Origin of the sequence: Streptomyces sp. NPDC058964 (assembly GCF_042741275.1) — a bacterium.
In the GTDB taxonomy this organism is placed as follows: domain Bacteria; phylum Actinomycetota; class Actinomycetes; order Streptomycetales; family Streptomycetaceae; genus Streptomyces.
This window is the reverse complement of the sequence record NZ_JBHYKH010000433.1, coordinates 5,894-7,846: the sequence shown is the minus strand read 5'-3', so window position 1 is coordinate 7,846 and position 1,953 is coordinate 5,894. Positions and strand designations below refer to the sequence as shown.

Genomic DNA, 1,953 nt, shown 5'->3' with positions numbered 1-1,953 from the left:
CCGCCGACAACTGGCACCGGTGGGCGGGCACGGTTGGCCGCCGCCCCTGGGTGTTCCTCGCCAGCGGCGCACGGGTGCTCGGGGGGCGGGCCATACCCACCGCTTCGATGAGCCTCGGCCACGTCGACGACGGCGCCGACCCCACCGACTACACCGACCGTCGCGCCTACGACCTGATCGCCGACGGCTTCGGACCCGGCACCAACGGCCAGTTCACGGTCGTTGCCGCACTCGACCACGACCGTAACCGCACCACGGCCGAGGCCCATCGACACACCACGACCCTGCGCGACACACAGGCGGCCACCCGCGGAGTCGCCGGGGTGTCCACCCCGGTGACCACCGAGGACCGCGCCCTGCTGATCGCCACCGTCACTCCCGAGACCGGACCTCAGGACCGGGCCACCTCCGACCTGCTGCACCGACTCGAGGACGACGCGCTCCCGGAGGCCCTGGCCGGCTCCGGTGCCCAGGGCTACGTCTCCGGCACCACCGCCGCCCAACTCACCTTCCGCGACGTGGTCGTGGACCGGCTGCCGGTCATCATCGCCGTGGTGGTCGCGGCCGCCTTCCTGCTGCTGCTCACCGTCTTCCGCAGCCTGCTCGTCGCGCTGAAGGCGGCGCTGCTCAACCTGCTGTCGATCGGTGCCTCCTACGGTGTCGTCGTCGCGGTCTTCCAATGGGGCTGGGGCGGCTCGCTCCTCGGCGTCGATGAGACCGTGCCGGTCGAGTCGTACGTGCCGATGATGATGTTCGCCATCGTCTTCGGGCTGTCCATGGACTACGAGGTGTTCCTCCTGTCCCGCATCAGGGAGTCCTGGCTGCACACCAAGGACAACCACCTCAGTGTCGCCACCGGGCTGGCCGGCACCGCCCGTGTCATCACCTGTGCCGCGCTGATCATGACCAGTGTCTTCCTGGCCTTCCTGCTCTCCACCAACGTGGTGATCAAGATGCTCGCGCTGGGCCTGGGCGTGAGCGTCATCATCGACGCCACCGTCGTGCGGCTGGTCCTCGTGCCCTCGACCATGTACCTGCTGGGCAGGGCCAACTGGTGGCTGCCCGACTGGCTGGACCGTCTGCTCCCCCGTCTCGACCCCGAGGGGCCGGGCGCCGTCGCCACCACCGGGGGAGAGCAGGCCTGATGACCGGTGCGAAACCGCCGCGACGCCGCCTCGCCCTGCGGGCGTCCGTCGTCCTCGTCGCTCTCCTGCTCACGGTCGCCGTCGCCGAAGCCGGCGCGAGCGCCCTGCTGCACCATCGCCTCGCCACGGCGGTGGGCCGGGCCCTGGGCAAGCACAGCCAGGTCCGGGTCGACGGCGGACCGGCACTGCTGCTCCTGTTCGAGCGCCGCCTCGGCGCCGTCACGGTGCGCAGCGGCCACGCCGACGTCGGACGGCTTTGCGACGTCTCCGTCCAGGCCCGACTGGACGACGTACGGCTGACCGGGAACCACTCGGGCTCCGTCGCGCACACCCACGCGAAGGTGCGGGTGCCGGCCTCCTCCGTGCGGGGTCTGGCCGCCGCGACCGAGGGACGTATCCCGGTCACCGCCGTCCGCCTGGACGGGGACGCGGGCACCGTCACCCTTGTCCTCGGTCAGGCCGGCCTGGGCCGTGCGACGCTCCGTCCCGAGGTACGGGACGGCCGCGTGACGCTGGACGTCCAGGACGTGGAGGTCCTCGGCAGCCCGGCTCCCGCCGCTGTCGTCGACCGCCTCCGGAGCACGCTGTCCGCCCGCTCCGGCACCGCCTATCCGCTCGGGCTCAGGGCCACGTCACTCGATGTCACCGACACCGGCCTGGACGTCACCCTGGACGGCGGCGCCGCCCGGTTGCCCGCGCGGGCCGGCCGACCACCGGCGCCCGGATGCACGACCTAGGCGTGCTGACCGGAGAGGATAGGCAGGGGTGGTGAGCTCCTCGCGGCCGCGCGGAGTTCACCACCGGCCGG

At 72.4% G+C, this 1,953-nt stretch carries 2 protein-coding genes; both read left to right on the top strand.

Annotated features, from left to right (window positions below):
• A partial coding sequence (locus ACFW2E_RS35925; RefSeq protein ID WP_384472919.1) for an MMPL family transporter occupies nt 1–1,145 on the top strand: 1,145 nt, incomplete at its 5' end.
• Nucleotides 1,145–1,882: an LmeA family phospholipid-binding protein gene (locus ACFW2E_RS35920; protein WP_384472916.1), complete on the top strand. Its 738-nt coding sequence runs from the start codon at nt 1,145–1,147 to the stop codon at nt 1,880–1,882. The genes ACFW2E_RS35925 and ACFW2E_RS35920, both read left to right, overlap by 1 nt.
• Nucleotides 1,883–1,953: the final 71 nt, after the last annotated feature.

Coding starts and splice junctions, on each gene's coding strand:
- ACFW2E_RS35920 (WP_384472916.1), top strand. CDS start 1,145: ATGACCGGTGCGAAACCGCCGCGACGCCGCCTCGCCCTGCGGGCGTCC.